Below are 14,223 nucleotides of genomic sequence, written 5' to 3'. Positions count from 1 at the left end.
TCCGGTTGTTGACGTTCGATTATTTGCTTTTGTCAGCGGCACGCTCAATGGCTGCGCCGCCCTGCTTGATGTCCTTGCCCACACCCTCAATCGTGTTGCAAGCAGATAGGCCAATTCCGGCAAAAGCCAGCAATACCACGGCAATTTTCTTCATGAGAACTCTTCTCCGTTAAAAGGAACGTGAATCGGTGAAATGACCAGCGATGGCTGCAGCAGCTGCCATGGCAGGGCTTACCAGGTGAGTACGGCCACCGGCGCCCTGGCGACCTTCAAAGTTGCGGTTGCTGGTGGAAGCACAACGTTCTCCAGCGCCCAAACGATCCGCATTCATGGCCAGGCACATGGAACAACCTGGTTCACGCCATTCAAAACCAGCCGCCAGGAATACCTTGTCCAGGCCTTCTTTCTCAGCTTGCGCCTTCACCAATCCAGAACCAGGTACAACCATGGCCAGCTTGACATTGGCCGCTTTTTTGCGACCTTTGATCACCGAGGCCGCTTCACGCAAGTCTTCAATACGCGAATTGGTGCATGAACCAATAAAAACCTTGTCGATGGCGATGTCTTCGATCTTCTGATTGGCATGCAGACCCATGTACTGCAGGGCACGTTCAATGCTCTGCCGGCGAACCGGATCTCTCTCGGCAGTGGGATCGGGAACCGCCCCCTGAACACTGGTCACCATTTCCGGCGATGTACCCCAAGTAACCTGCGGCAGAATGTCTTCGGCACGCAATTCAACCACAGCATCAAATTGTGCACCGTCATCGGAATGCAACGTATTCCAATAAGCGACAGCTTTGTCCCAATCGGCACCGGTGGGGCTGTAGGGCCTTCCCTGCACGTACTCAATCGTTTTGTTGTCCACCGCAACCATGCCCGAGCGCGCACCGCCCTCAATGGCCATGTTGCACAGGGTCATGCGCCCCTCAACAGACAGGCCCCGGATGGCTGAACCGCCAAATTCGATGGCATAGCCTGTACCGCCGGCAGTACCGATTTTGCCGATCACGGCGAGAATAATGTCCTTGGCTGAGACGCCTTGGCCCAATTGCCCTTCAACACGCACCAGCATGTTTTTGGCTTTTTTCATGATCAGGCACTGGGTGGCCATGACATGTTCAACCTCGGATGTGCCGATGCCAAACGCCAAGGCACCGATTGCCCCGTGCGTGGAGGTGTGCGAGTCACCACAAACCACCGTCATGCCGGGCAACGTAGCGCCCTGCTCAGGGCCAATCACGTGAACGATGCCTTGCCGCTGGTCCTTGATGTCGAAGTAAGCCAGCTTGTGGGCTCGCGCATTGTTGTCCAGTGTTTCCACCTGCAATCGGGAGGTCTCGTCCTCGATGCCTTTGGAACGGTCAGTGGTGGGTACATTGTGATCAACCACCGCCAGGTTGGCACTGTTGCGCCACAGTGCGCGCCCTGCCAGTTGCAGGCCTTCGAAGGCCTGCGGGCTGGTCACTTCATGCAACAGATGACGGTCGATGTAGATCAGGGAGGTGCCATCCGATTCGGTACGGACAACATGACTTTCCCACAATTTGTCGTAAAGGGTCTTTGCCATGAGAGGGCCTTGCTTCAGCCAGGTTACAGGTCAGGAACAGCCCTTTATTATGCCACAGCCCTGCACTGCACAAAACAGGGACAGGCCTGAAGGCAAACACCGATGCAACAGCCGAAACCAGGGATCAGCCCCGCCGTTTTGCTGCCTCATACAGAGGCTCCACCCGGCGGGAGTAATCTTCAAGGTCCCGCATGCGATTGGCCGGTGCCGGGTGGGTGGACAACAACTCAGGCGGTGCACCACCCCCTGCACTGCCCATTTTCTCCCACAAGGTGATGGCCGCGCGTGGGTCATAGCCAGCCCGTGCAGCCAATTCGACGCCCATGCGATCGGCCTCCGTCTCGTGCTCGCGGCTGTACGGCAGGGAAATGGTGACATCCGACACCATTCCAACCAGGTCTTTGCCCACACTGCCCAAACCCAAACCAATGGAAATCAGGTCAACACCAAGCCCAGTGGCCATTTTTTGCGACACCCGCTCCCGGGCATGTTCACGCAAGGCATGCGAAATTTCATGCCCCATTACTGCAGCCAATTCGTCGTCTGTCAGTTTGAGCTTGTCGATCAGCGCGGTGTAGACCGCAATTTTTCCACCTGCCATGCACCAGGCGTTCAGTTGGTCCGAAGTGATCACGTTGACTTCCCACTTCCAAGCGGGCGCATCGGTGCGAAACGCAGCGGTTTGCGGAATCAATCGACGAGCGATCGCACGCACGCGCTCCACCTGCTGGGCATTCACATTCAGCTTGCCCGCCGTGCGCGCCTTGTTCAATTCAGCTGCATACGCCTTGACAGAGCTGGTTTCCATGTCCTGCGCTGACACCATGGAGACGAACTGGGGTCGATCAATGCCCACAGCCCCTGCGGACGTGGTGCGTGTGTTTGCACAGCCGGTCAGACTTAAAAATGCGCTGGTGGCCACGAGCGAAGTGGCCCATAACAACCGGCGACTTGGATTCGGAAATAGTCCTGACATGCAGTCCTCGCTTAAAATCAGTAACGGTTATTGTAAGACGGCTTCCTGGCGCTTGAGTTTCAACCCGTAGAACAAGGCAATCAGGCCTGCCAAGCTGGCAGCGCCAAAGGCCGTGGACGGCCCGCCCCATCCCCACAGACTTCGACCTACCACGGTGCCCGCCGAGCCACCCAAACCATAGGCAATCGTGGCGTACATGGCCTGCCCTCGAACCACAAGCCGACCTGGCAAGTGGACGCGCAACCAGGCAATCGTGGCTGTGTGGTGAGCGGCAAATGTCAGCGCATGAAGACCTTGGGCGAACACCATCATCCACAACCAGTCGGGAAACAGTGCAGTAACCGCGAAGCGAACCGCACAGGCGGCATAGCCAATGCACAACCAGGTGGACAACGAAAGCCAATCGAAGAAACGGGTTTGAAGCGCAAAAAACGCCACTTCGCACAACACACCAAAGGCCCACAGCCAGCCCACGGTCAACTCGGTGTAGTGGTGCTCAAGCAGGTAGAGAGAAAAATAGGCGTAAAAAACACCATGGGCCAAAATCATGAAAAACGATGCGAGCCAGAGCGTCGGCATTGGCTGAGGGATCAACAATTGCCGAAAACCGGTACCGACGGAGGTTCGATTCAGACCGCCAGACGCCGAACCTGTGAGTGCAGTGGATAAAGGCTCAGACGGTGCAGGCGAAAACTGCATGGCGGCGCCAAATGCAATCAACAAACTCAGACATGCCAAAAACGGATAAGACGCATAGCCCCAGACATTGGCAATCCAGCCAAACAACAGGACCGCCGCCACAAAGCCCAGGGAGCCAAACAGCCGTATTTTTCCGTACCAGCCATTGTCACCCCGACAAATTTCCATGCAATGGGTGTCGGACATTGGCACCAAACCAGAGATGTTCAAGTTCAGCAGCAGAATGAGAAGCACCAAGGCCATGGCGCTTTGCTGGTTGAGAAACACCAGCACTGAACATAGAAACCCGCCAAAGGCCCCGGCACGTATCCAGCGAACCCGGTTCGCTGTGTGGTCCGACAACCATCCCCAGGCAAATGGGCCCACGATACGCATTAACTGCATCATGCCCAGCGACAGGGCAATCACGTCCAGACTGTGGCCCAGCGTTTTCAGGTATGGGCCAAGGAATGGAGAATACAGCCCGACAAAACCAAAATAGGCTGCGTAAAACATCGCCAGCCAGGCATGCTGGGACATCAAGCGGGACACTGTGACCTAACGGCGGGGTGCATTGAACAAATGGGCCGGCAAAACTCAACCGTTTGCGCGGTCTGCCGGGATTTTCGGCGTCGTTACCCGAACATCGGCACATTGCGCACGGTGCAGCAGCACATGGTCCATGATAACCAAGGCCAGCATGGCCTCCGCAATTGGCGTGGCACGAATACCCACGCACGGATCATGTCGACCAAAAGTTTCTACATCAATGGCATTGCCAGCCTTGTCGATGGATTTGCGGGGCAAGCGGATGCTGGACGTTGGCTTGATGGCCATGCGAACTTCAATGGCCTGACCGGTGGAAATGCCCCCGAGTATGCCACCTGCTTGATTGGAACCGAAGCCGTCTGGATACAGCTCGTCGCCGTGCTCCGAGCCTTTTTGCGTGATGCACGCAAAACCCGCGCCAATTTCCACACCTTTGACAGCATTAATGCTCATCATCGCATGAGCAATGTCGGCATCCAGCTTGTCGTAAAGCGGTGCACCCAAACCAACCGGCACACCGGTGGCTTGAACGCGCAAGCCAGCACCGCAGGAATCGCCGGACTTTCGAAGGGCATCCATGTAGGCTTCCAACTCGGCCACCTTGCTAGCGTTGGGTGCAAAAAACGGATTGTTGTGGACGTCGTCCCAAGACTCGAATGGAATGTCCACATCACCGATTTGCGTCATGCAGCCCCGAATGTCGATGCCATGGTTTAACTTCAACCATTTTTTTGCAACAGCACCGGCCGCCACCATGGGCGCAGTCATTCGCGCGGAGGAACGACCGCCGCCGCGATAGTCGCGAATGCCATATTTGTGCCAGTAGGTATAGTCAGCATGGCCTGGACGAAAGGTGTCCATGATGTTGCCATAGTCTTTGCTGCGCTGGTCCTGGTTGCGAATCAACAGACCAATGGGTGCGCCGGTGGTCAAACCCTCGAAGACGCCCGACAGAATTTCCACCTGATCAGCCTCTTGCCGCTGGGTAACATGGCGTGATGTGCCGGGCTTTCGTCGATCCAGGTCTGCTTGCAGATCAGCCTCAGTGAGTGGCAAACCTGGTGGGCAACCATCCACCACGCACCCAATGGCCGGTCCATGGCTTTCACCAAAATTGCTAACCACGAAAAGACGACCCAGGCTGCTTCCGGACATGATTGTTGTGCGCGAACCAAAACCGCTATTTTATCGGATTATTCAGACCAGGGCTGAATCCCAGGCCCGAAGCAGCTTGTTGGCCAAGGCATGGCCACTCAAAAATGCATCTTCAACCCGCGCGCCTGCCAACCAATCACCACAAGCGCCGAGATTTTGAGCCGCGTCCAAATAATACATTTCGTTGCAAGGGTTCAGAGGCAATGAATATAACCACCGGTGCGCAGTCATTTGAAGAGGCTCCACAAACTGCCCCGTTACATTGCAAAATACGTCCAGCAAGAGACGAAGCGCTTCATCGGGTGCAATGTCTTGGTGAACAGACGACCAGTCTGCGGTCGCCTGCAATACCCATCGTTCACCCGGTGCCCTACCCGGCTTGGCAGAGTCGCGGCAGATCCAACCCAAGGGGCTGTCCACCACAAATGCCCCGTCATAATCCATTTTCAGCGGTTGCTGCAAACTCAACATCACAGTCCACGTGACGGTGGACTTGACCTGCGCGGCTTTTAACGCCAATGCCGGATGGGATTCTTCAAACAAGTCACGGGTTTGCTCGGCAGGAATGGCGCACACCACAGCATCGAACCCCTGATCGACACGCACCGTTCCATCGCCCAAGTGAACAGTAACCTTGTAATGGGCACCCTGGCGCATGACGCCAACCACCCGTGCCTGGGTGTGCAACGTCAGGCCTTGGGACAACCAACGGCCCAAACTCGCCATGCCTGGTGTACCAACCCAGCGACGTGCACCGGGCGCATGGTCCTGAATCACCCCATAACTGAGGTCAACCACACGACCTGTCCACAGCGCCGCAGCGCCGTCTGAATGCGCCTGGTCAATGACGAGTTGGAACTGTGGATTGGACACCTGGAAATACTGGGCGCCATGGTCAAAACCGAGGGGAACTTCTGCATCACGATTCAACCAGCGGGTGGGCATGCGACCACCGGGACCTCGGCTTTTTTCATACAGGGTTACATCGCATCCCTGACGAACCAATTCCCGCGCACAAGCCAAACCGGACATTCCAGCGCCGACAATGGCAACTCGTTTGTTCAACATGATCACTCCTACTGCTCGAGTGTGGGCATTCAGCGTGCAACATGGCCCGTGTACCGCTGAATGATCAACCGGGTTGTGGCAACCCAATGGCTATTTTATTAATTGCTGTTTTCTTCGATCGGCCAATCGCGGATGTAGCCCTTCAACATTTTGTTCTCAAAGCCCTGCTCCTCCAACACCGCTTTGGCGACATCATGGAAAGAAATGACACCACAGAGGGTATTGCCATCCATGACCGGCAAATAGCGTTGGTGATTTTCGAGCATGAGCTTTCGCAAGGCATCGACTTCCATGTCCAAGTTGGCCACGGTGGGTGAGGTGTTCATCACTTCATTCACTACAATTTCGGCCACGGGTGGTGTTGGGCCAGTTCGGTGCTCTTTCTGACGTTTGGCCAGCACACGAATCACTTCACGGAAGGTGACGATACCGGCCAAGCGGCCTTTGTCCATCACAACCAACGAGCCCACATCATGGTCAGCCATGGTCACCACACAATCCGACAGCGATGTTTCGGGTGACACAGTAAACAAGGTATTGCCCTTCACGCGCAGCACTTCTTTGACTTTCATCACCATTCTCCTTGCAATTTTTTGGGGTTTTGTTCCATCGTACCGCATCTGCCCGATCTTTCAAGTCTGAATGTCAGACTTCTGAAATTGGCAAGGCAACAACTTCCAACCGACGCGATACACTACCGCTCATCACATACAGACACGGAGACTAGACACATGCCAAAAACCGGCAACCGCTTTCAGAGTTTTTCGGATTTTTATCCGTTCTATTTGGCTGAGCACAGCAACCTCACCTGCCGTCGATTGCATTTTGTGGGTTCGAGCATTGCGCTGTATTGTTTGATTCGGTTTGGTCTGTCGGGCAATCCGGCTTGGTTTTTTTGTGGTTTGATCCAAGGCTATGCATTTGCCTGGGTTGGGCACTTCTTCTTCGAAAAGAACAAGCCGGCGACATTCAAGTACCCCCTGTGGAGTTTCATGGGGGACTGGGTGATGTACAAAGACATCCTGACTCGAAAAATCCCGTTCTGACACCCAGACAAAGACTGAACTGCTATTGAGCTCAGTCTTTCTTGTCAAAGGGGTTTACAGTGCTGCGGAACTCAACCCGCAGCGGCGTTCCAGTCAGGTTAAACCGCTCCCGTATGCGGGTTTCAAGAAAGCGTTTATAACTATCGGGAATACCATCCAGCGCCGTACCATGAATAACCACGATGGGCGGATTCTGCCCACCCTGGTGGGCGTAACGCATTTTGGGACGGAAAATGCCCTTGCGAGGTGGCTGTTGATGTTCGACGCACTCTTGAATGAGGCGTGTTAGCTTGGGGGTGGGCAATTTGGCAAACGCAGCCGCATGGGCCTCGTCCACAGAGCGCATCATGGCGCCGATGCCGAATGCCTTGGTTGCCGATACGAAATGCAGCTTGGCATAGCCCAAAAACGCAAGTTTCCGATTGACCTCGGTTTTTACCCGGTCTTTGCGATATTCGTCCAGGCTATCCCATTTGTTCACAGCCAACACGAGCGAACGCCCTGCTTCCACAATAAAACCAGCAATTGAGGCGTCTTGGTCAGAAATGTCCTGCTGGGCATCCAGCATCAAAATCACCACATTGGCGTCTTCAATCGCCTGCAATGTTTTGATCACTGAAAACTTCTCGACCGACTCAAACACCTTGCCCCGCTTTCTCAAGCCGGCAGTATCAATCAGGGTGTAAGGTTTGTCACCCCGCTCGAAATCAATATAGATGCTGTCGCGCGTGGTACCGGGCATGTCAAATGCAATAACCCGTTCTTCGCCCAGCAGGGTGTTCACCATGGTGGACTTGCCCACATTCGGTCGACCAGCAATGGCCACCTTGATGCGTTTGCCACCCTCTTCATCTTCCGGCAACTGAGGCAAACGCTCGCAGGCCATGTCCATCAACTGACGCACACCGTCGCCATGGCTGGCTGAAATGGTCTCTGGTTCACCCAAACCCAATTCATAAAAATCGGCCGCCGCAACGGCGTGGGTGTACCCTTCTGTTTTGTTAACGACGAGAATCACTTCCCGTTTGGATTTGCGCAGCTCATCGGCAATCACATGGTCATGGGCGGTAATGCCAGCCCGGCCGTCCACAATGAACAGCACCAAATCCGACTCCAGGATGGCTTGACGGCTTTGTTTTGCCATCTCTGCGTAAATGCCGTCCTTGGCCACCGGCTCCAGACCACCGGTGTCAATCACCAGATAATCCCTCGACCCGATGCGACCCACCCCATAGTGGCGATCACGTGTCAGCCCCGGCTGGTTGGCCACCAGCGCATCACGCGTGCGCGTGAGACGGTTAAACAGGGTGGATTTGCCCACATTGGGCCGCCCCACCAGGGCTATGACTGGTTTCATGGTTTCGCTTACTGAACACTGAGCAAGGCCAGCTTGCCCTTTCTGGATTGAACAACCAGCTCGCCACTGTCGCCGGGCTGCGGGTTGCTGGAAAATGCGGCCGAGCCCACCTGTGTGCGGGCCACTGTTTTACCGGTGTCTCGATCGATGAAATGCACGTAGCCTTCAAAATCGCCAATCGCCACAGCACGGCCAATGGCAAACGGAGCAGTGGGCTGACGACGCTGGAAATTGGCCACTCGCCACACCTGCTTGCCACCCGATCGGGAGAATGCGAACAAATCGCCCAATTCGTTCGATGCAATCAGATAACGGTCATCCACCGATGCACCATTGGGTGATGAAAACTCAGTGGACCAGATACTGCGACCATTCACCGCATCCAGGCAACCGACACGGCCTTGAAAAGACGCGGCACACACTTCACGGAAGTTGTACACCGGCGAACCAGTGACATCGGTGATTCGCTCAATCTCGGTGGTACCCGAGGGAGAGGCCAACACACCCTCCCACACCTGCGCGCCATTGTTGAGATCAACACCAATCAGGCGACCGCCTGGGAAACCGGCATATACACGGGCATTGTTGACGTCCACGGTGGAATTGATCCGCAGTGTCAGGGGTGGCAACTGACGCGTGAACGCCCAACGCAGCGCCCCGTTGTCACTGGCGTAGTTATTAACTGAAAAATCGATGCCGCGAATCAGGATGCTATTGAGGGTGCCAATCGGCACGCTGATGGCATCCACCGACAGCGGGACTTTCCATTTTGGTTTGCCCTGTCCATCGAGCGCGACCAACTGGTTGCTTGCATCAACCACTGCGACGGTGTCGGCGGTAACACCCACGCCCGACTTTAGTTTACTGTCGAGCTTGACCGACCATCGAACCTTGCCGCTGGCTTTGTCCACGGCGTAGACCTTGCCTTCCTGAGACGCAGCATACACTGTATTGCCGTAAGCCACTGGCGTGAAATAACCTTGGTCAGAGTCACCCACATCCACCGACCAACGTGTATTGACGGACAGCTCGGGTTTGAACGAGGCCAACTCCGCAGGCCGCACCTTCGACGAGGAAAACGGGTTAACGGCATTGACCATGGACGACAAGGTTGAACACCCACCCAAGGCCAGCGAAACCACAGCCACACAACCATATTTCATGACCTGTTTCATTGGGCTTTGTCTCCTGTTTTGGGTAGCGCTGCCAGTTTGCGTTCAATCACAGGCTTCCAGGGGCTATCGGGTTGAATGGTTTTCACAGCTTCATCGTATTCAGCTTTGGCCGTGGCGGAATCGCCACGCGCAAGCGCAATATCGCCCTTCCGGTCGTGAAACAAGCCCTCAAACCCCGGGTAATGTTTTTCCAGCAATGCAGCGGCTTTGTCGTATTGTTTATCGTCAAGCAGAAGGCCACTCAACATCAAGCTCGCAGTCGCAGTGAACTCGTCCTGCCGGGCATGCTCCACGGCCCATTCCAACTGCGTTTTGGCCTCATTGATTTGCCCTTTGGCAAACAATGCACGCGCCATCAACACCGCACCCCGCTGCGCATAGGGGGATCGGGCATGGTCTGCGCTCAGCGTATTCTGGATTTGGCTGGCCAAGGCCAGATCACCATCGGTCAATGCTTTTTCCAACTTTTCATACGGCGCCACGGCGGCTGCCGACTCCCGGGCCTGCCACCATTTCCAGCCGTTGTTGGCAGCAAAACTGCCAAAGACAACAATCAACACCGTGAGGATGAAATTGCCGTATTTGTTCCAGAATGCCTTGAAATTGGCAATCTGCTCTTCTTCTTCGAGTGTGTAACGGCTCACTGCGCTTCTCCTTCTCCATACAGCAGACCGAAAATTGATTCGGCCAGCGTGTCTTGACTGAATTCCATTTGCTCTCCCTCACCACGCAGCAATTTAACAGCTGCGGTGCCTTTATTGAGTTCGTTCTCACCCAGGATGACCGCCACCGACGCGCCACTCACATCGGCTCGTTTCATTTGTGACTTGAACCCACCACCACCGGCATGGAGAACCACCGCAAAACCAGCGTCTCGCAATTCCTCGGCCAATGTAAATGCCCGACGCGCTGTGCCATCGCCCTGATGAACCACATACACATCCAGATCGGCTGCATCATCCGGCTGCGCACTTTCCAGGTACAGCTCCAGGAGACGCTCCAGGCCAATGGCGAATCCAATGGCTGGCGTTGGTTTTCCCCCCAGAATTTCCACCAGGCCGTCATATCGACCACCGCCACAAATGGTTCCCTGCGAACCCAAGGCATCGGTGATCCATTCAAAGACCGTGAGGTTGTAATAATCGAGACCTCGAACAAGGCGCGGGTTTTCGATGTACGGCACCCCGGCATCATCCAGCAACCGCTTGACGCCGCTGTAATGGGCCAGCGACGCTTCACCCAAATACTGGAACAACTTGGGCGCCGCATTCACCATGGCCTGCATGGCTGGGTTTTTCGTGTCCAGAATGCGCAAGGGATTGCTGTGCAAGCGCCGCTGAGCGTCTTCGTCCAGCATCTCCTGATGTTGCTCGAAGTAGGCAATCAGGGCCTCCCGGTGGGCCAATCTTTCCGAAGCCTCACCCAGGCAATTAATTTCCAGACGAACACCCTCCAACCCCATGTCACGCCATAGGCGAGACAACATGACGATCAGTTCAGCATCAATATCAGGGCCTTCAAAGCCCAGGGCCTCCACGTCCAGTTGATGAAACTGCCGATATCGCCCCCGCTGCGGACGCTCATGGCGAAATACTGGGCCCATGGCGTACACGCGCTGGGGTGCTGCATAAGTCAAGTTGTGCTGAATCGTCGCCCGGGCAATGCCTGCAGTAAATTCAGGACGCAGCGTCAGTTCATCGCCGTTCAAGCGATCAATGAAGCTGAACATTTCCTTTTCAACAATGTCCGTCACCTCACCAATACCCCGGCGAAACAAGGCTGTGGGCTCCACCACAGGTGTTTTGATGAGGCGATAGCCGTAAGCCGTCAGCCATTCACGCAACAAGGTTTCAAGGTTTTCCCAATGAATACCCTCAACAGGCAGAACATCATTCATGCCTTTGACGGACTGGAGTTTGACTGGTTTTTTGGATTTATTGGATGGATCCTGTGACTCGGACTGGCTCATGGATTCGACTGGAAATTGATTCAACCTGGTATTGTCGCTCATTCCTGGGTGCCTTGTCGGGAGGCACCGTACCTTTGTTCCACATAACGTTGAACAATTTTCTGAAACTCTTGAGCAATGTTGTCGCCCTTCAGCGTGACAGACCGCTGTCCATCAAGAAACACCGGCGCAGACGGCGCCTCTCCGGTACCTGGCAAGGAAATGCCAATGTCGGCATGCTTGCTTTCACCCGGACCATTGACCACACACCCCATCACGGCGACCTTCAAGGTCTCCACGCCAGCATAAGTATTTTTCCAGATTGGCATCTGGTCTCGAAGGTAGGTTTGAATTTGGTCTGCCAGCTCTTGAAAGACTGTACTCGTGGTGCGACCACAACCTGGGCAAGCAATCACTTGGGGCGTAAATGCCCGCAAACCAAGGGACTGCAATATTTCCTGCGCCACCACCACTTCTTTAGTCCGGTCACCGCCCGGCTCGGGTGTGAGAGAGACCCGAATCGTGTCACCGATGCCTTCCTGCAACAGAACCGCCATGGCTGCCGTGGACGCAACAATGCCTTTGGTGCCCATTCCTGCCTCGGTCAACCCCAGGTGCAAGGGGAACTCGCTGCGCTTGGACAATTCACGATAAACAGCAATCAAGTCTTGAACCTGGCTGACTTTGCAGGACAGCACAATTCGGTCGGCCGGCAGACCCAGCTCAACAGCCTTGTGGGCGCTGGACAGGGCGGACTCGATCAGTGCCTCGTACATGAGTTGTTCGGCTGGCCATGGCTCTGCACGTCGACCATTGTCGTCCATCATCCGGGCCAACAGGCCTTGATCCAGACTCCCCCAATTCACCCCGATGCGAACAGGCTTGTCGTATTCGATCGCCATGGCAATCATGGCCGCGAAATTGTCGTCCCTCGACCGGCTGGATCCCACATTGCCGGGATTGATTCGATATTTTGACAAGGCTTTGGCACAATCTGGATATTTTTGAAGCAATAAGTGGCCGTTGTAATGAAAATCACCGACGATGGGCACCGGAATTTTCATTTTGTCGAGTTGTTCACGGATGTAGGGTACGGCCTGCGCTGCCGCATCGTTGTTCACGGTAATGCGCACCACCTCAGAACCAGCCAGGTACAACGCCTTAATCTGAAGCGCGGTGTTCAAAGCGTCGGCAGTATCTGTGTTCGTCATTGACTGAACGACAACCGGCGCACCCCCCCCCACCTGAACTGCATGATCTTTCCAGCGCACCACCACGCGGTGCGTTGAACGGCGTATTGAAGGAGTATTGGCGATCACAGTAACACCCGAACATGAACAGAGACCTTGTTGCTTGAATCAAGGGACGGTGGGTCGACTCAAGATCTGAATACAAGGTCACAAAAATCAAAAACCGTCCCGGTGGAGGACGGTCTGCTGCACAACCAACCGATCGTGGATTACTGGACCGTCAATCGGGCCACCTCACCCCGAATGGAAGAGCCCAAATCAACATACTGCCCGTTGTTGAATACCCGAACGGCTTTGGCGTTTCCGACAATCAGTTTGAAGGGACCTTTGCCTTTGACGTCCAATGAGGACCCGCCGGCATTCAACTGGGAGATCAGCACTTGATCATTGGCATCACGCACTGTGACCCAGCTTTGCTCAGAAAAATTAAAACGCAATGTTGAATCGGCGACATTCGCAACAGGTGACGCAGCTGGTGCAGCTGCTGGCTTGTTGGTCAAGTTCGCCGTGCTGGCCGGTGCAGCAGGCTTACTGGGTGTTGGTGTATTGGCAACCGTGGCGGCGGTGGTGGGCGTAACGTTGCTGGGCGCTACGCTGGCCGATGGCGACGCAGACACAGCAGCCGCAGGTGCAGCAGGTGCAGCAGGTGCAGCAGGTGCAGCAGGTGCAGCAGGGGCGGCCGGCGTGGTCAATGGCGCAGCAGACGGTGCAGGTGCGGCAGGTTGTTGCAATGCCGGAAATACAGCGCTTGCCATGGGTTCAATCGACGATCCTGAACCGGTCGGCGTATTTGCAGATTGGGCGGGAGCCGGAATGGGAACCGATGGCGCAGCTTGCTCAACCGCAGGCGAAGTGGCCTCGGCAGAATCTGAAACCTCTTTGGATTTTCCCGACATCAACACGGGCAAATAGAACACAGCCATCAGCACCAATGCACCAAGCACAATGCCATAGCCCAGTGATTTGCCAGGTTTTCGATCGAAACTCAAGCTGGTTAAACGACGAGAGGTGCTGGGCATGCGCGCCTCGGACACATCAGAACGAACAGCTTGCTCACTGGCTGCTTGCGTTGCCCGCGCAACCGTGGAATGTTCAGACAAGCCATACGCCAGAATCACCGGCGTTGGGTCCATTTTCAATACTTTGCAATAACTCTTGATGAATGCCTTGGCAAACGTTTCGGGCGGTAGCTTGGTCGTGTCGCCACTTTCAATGGCCTGCAACTGGCGTTCATTGATTTTGGTTTGACCGCTGATGTCCGACAGCGTCATTCCGGCGCGTTCACGGGCCGAACGCAAGAGGGCTCCAGGGTTTTGCCCAGGTTCTAACAGCGTCAAGCTGGGTTGCTTGTCGGGATTCACAGCAGGCTCCGGCTTGGAACCTGAAGATGCAGTCAGGTCGCTATTGCTCATCGCACGGTTTTCAATCATTTGGGGTTTCCGGTGGCCATA

Annotated in this window: 14 protein-coding genes; 1 reads left to right on the top strand and 13 read right to left on the bottom strand. The window is 55.2% G+C overall.

Annotation, left to right across the window (positions count from 1 at the left end):
- Positions 1-19 precede the first annotated feature (19 nt).
- The 7 genes from NQT62_RS05305 to NQT62_RS05275 form a co-directional block, all read right to left on the bottom strand.
- Positions 20-154, bottom strand: coding sequence for an entericidin A/B family lipoprotein (locus NQT62_RS05305; RefSeq protein ID WP_256763622.1), 135 nt, complete (start codon positions 152-154; stop codon positions 20-22).
- A gap of 15 nt (positions 155-169) precedes the next feature.
- Positions 170-1,570, bottom strand: coding sequence for a 3-isopropylmalate dehydratase large subunit (gene leuC / locus NQT62_RS05300; protein ID WP_256763621.1), 1,401 nt, complete (start codon positions 1,568-1,570; stop codon positions 170-172).
- 124 nt (positions 1,571-1,694) lie between these two features.
- Positions 1,695-2,546 carry a M48 family metallopeptidase gene (locus tag NQT62_RS05295; protein ID WP_256763620.1) on the bottom strand — a complete coding sequence of 284 codons (852 nt, stop codon included), beginning with the start codon at positions 2,544-2,546 and terminating at the stop codon, positions 1,695-1,697.
- A gap of 27 nt (positions 2,547-2,573) precedes the next feature.
- Positions 2,574-3,764 (bottom strand): MFS transporter, encoded by a 1,191-nt coding sequence (locus NQT62_RS05290; protein WP_256763619.1) that lies wholly within the window; start codon positions 3,762-3,764, stop codon positions 2,574-2,576.
- Positions 3,765-3,821: 57 nt separating this feature from the next.
- Positions 3,822-4,928 (bottom strand): chorismate synthase, encoded by a 1,107-nt coding sequence (gene aroC / locus NQT62_RS05285; protein WP_256763618.1) that lies wholly within the window; start codon positions 4,926-4,928, stop codon positions 3,822-3,824.
- 42 nt (positions 4,929-4,970) lie between these two features.
- Positions 4,971-5,996: an NAD(P)/FAD-dependent oxidoreductase gene (locus NQT62_RS05280; protein ID WP_256763617.1), complete on the bottom strand. Its 1,026-nt coding sequence runs from the start codon at positions 5,994-5,996 to the stop codon at positions 4,971-4,973.
- 98 nt (positions 5,997-6,094) lie between these two features.
- Positions 6,095-6,568: a CBS domain-containing protein gene (locus NQT62_RS05275; protein ID WP_256763616.1), complete on the bottom strand. Its 474-nt coding sequence runs from the start codon at positions 6,566-6,568 to the stop codon at positions 6,095-6,097.
- Between the two features lie 159 nt (positions 6,569-6,727).
- Here NQT62_RS05275 and NQT62_RS05270 point away from each other — a divergent pair, with 159 nt between their 5' ends.
- A complete protein-coding gene (locus tag NQT62_RS05270) occupies positions 6,728-7,042 on the top strand; it encodes an Mpo1-like protein (protein WP_256763615.1) in 315 nt (104 codons plus the stop codon).
- Positions 7,043-7,073: 31 nt separating this feature from the next.
- Here NQT62_RS05270 and der read toward each other — a convergent pair whose 3' ends face one another.
- From der to NQT62_RS05240, 6 genes are all read right to left on the bottom strand, one after another.
- Positions 7,074-8,399 carry a ribosome biogenesis GTPase Der gene (der, locus tag NQT62_RS05265; RefSeq protein ID WP_256763614.1) on the bottom strand — a complete coding sequence of 442 codons (1,326 nt, stop codon included), beginning with the start codon at positions 8,397-8,399 and terminating at the stop codon, positions 7,074-7,076.
- Positions 8,400-8,407: 8 nt separating this feature from the next.
- Entirely contained in the window at positions 8,408-9,574 is a 1,167-nt protein-coding gene (bamB, locus tag NQT62_RS05260) for an outer membrane protein assembly factor BamB (RefSeq protein ID WP_256763613.1), read from the bottom strand.
- Positions 9,571-10,218, bottom strand: a complete 648-nt coding sequence (locus NQT62_RS05255) for a YfgM family protein (RefSeq protein WP_256763612.1) — start codon at positions 10,216-10,218, stop codon at positions 9,571-9,573. The genes bamB and NQT62_RS05255 overlap by 4 nt, the downstream gene beginning before the upstream one ends.
- Complete coding sequence (gene hisS / locus NQT62_RS05250; RefSeq protein ID WP_256763611.1) at positions 10,215-11,543, bottom strand: histidine--tRNA ligase; 1,329 nt, start codon at positions 11,541-11,543, stop codon at positions 10,215-10,217. The genes NQT62_RS05255 and hisS overlap by 4 nt, the downstream gene beginning before the upstream one ends.
- Before the next feature lie 38 nt (positions 11,544-11,581).
- Complete coding sequence (gene ispG / locus NQT62_RS05245; protein WP_256763610.1) at positions 11,582-12,841, bottom strand: flavodoxin-dependent (E)-4-hydroxy-3-methylbut-2-enyl-diphosphate synthase; 1,260 nt, start codon at positions 12,839-12,841, stop codon at positions 11,582-11,584.
- Between the two features lie 140 nt (positions 12,842-12,981).
- On the bottom strand, positions 12,982-14,202 hold the full coding sequence (locus NQT62_RS05240) for a RodZ domain-containing protein (RefSeq protein ID WP_256763609.1): 1,221 nt from the start codon (positions 14,200-14,202) through the stop codon (positions 12,982-12,984).
- Positions 14,203-14,223 lie beyond the last annotated feature (21 nt).

Origin of the sequence: Limnobacter humi (assembly GCF_024518835.1) — a bacterium.
Classification (GTDB): domain Bacteria; phylum Pseudomonadota; class Gammaproteobacteria; order Burkholderiales; family Burkholderiaceae_B; genus Limnobacter; species Limnobacter humi.
This window is presented reverse-complemented; position numbering and strand designations above follow the sequence as displayed.